The following is an 890-nucleotide window of genomic DNA, read 5'->3' as shown; positions in this document are numbered from 1 at the left end:
ATGTGACGCTTTTCGCCCAGCTGTTGGCGCATGACGATGGCCGGCAGCAGAAGCGCAGAAGCAAATCGATTGCATGCTTTCTCTTCGTCGAGATCTGTTTCCAGGCGACCATGCAGTAGTAAATGACCGAGCTCGTGGGCCAAGGTGAAGCGTTGGCGGTCACCGGGCCAGTTAGCGGACACCACGATCACTGGCTTGTCGGCTACAGAAGCTTGCAATCCATCGAATTTCGCCTGTAAGTCGACCTTGGTAATGATCACCAAGATGCCATGGGACTCTAGGACATCGATTAGGTCGGGAATGGGGGTTAGCCCCAGATTCCAAGCGGCGCGGAGTTGATCAGCTAAGGTGTCGATCTGTTCCATGGAATCGATTTTGGCCAGTAGCTGCGCCGGTGTGGAAAACTGCTGGACGGGAAACGCAGGCCACAGGTTTGCCAACTCCTGCCAGCGCTCGGCCTGATCTAAGACATCGGCTTCAATACGCTTCAATGTGCTCTGAGGTGTACTGGAGCGCTTTCGGTACTCCACCCCCGTGAGTTCGACCTTGACTGGGCGGAAGAAGTACTCCGATCGCACTGCTAGGGCTTTACTTAGGCGAATCAGAATTCCTGAGCTGGGCATGCTTTCGCCATGCTCGTATTTTTTGATCATGTTGGCGCTGACGCCAACCTGCTGCCCCAAGGCCTGCATTGAAAGGCCAGCAGCTGCGCGTGCGCGCTTTAGGCGTTCGCCTATCATGCTGCCCCTCCAGCTGGTTTATAGAATTTATACATATCTATAAATTGTAAACCGATAGTATGGATACGTCGAGGCTGTTACTTATAGTCCTGTATGGCCTTGGCGTACCTGAGTCTTGCGGAAGGTGTTTCGGACATCAAGTGTTCAAAG

Annotated in this window: 1 protein-coding gene; it reads right to left on the bottom strand. The window is 53.4% G+C overall.

All coding sequences use genetic code 11. The features are described 5' to 3' along the window. Nucleotides 1-740 (bottom strand): helix-turn-helix domain-containing protein (locus tag AC1DRJ_RS30075; RefSeq protein WP_477805323.1); only part of this gene is annotated, 740 nt, incomplete at its 3' end. Nucleotides 741-890: the final 150 nt, after the last annotated feature.

The sequence above is a fragment of the Pseudomonas sp. P5_B2 genome, assembly GCF_056400445.1.
The sequence above is the reverse complement of the archived record's forward strand: the minus strand, read 5'-3'. Positions and strand labels throughout refer to the sequence as shown.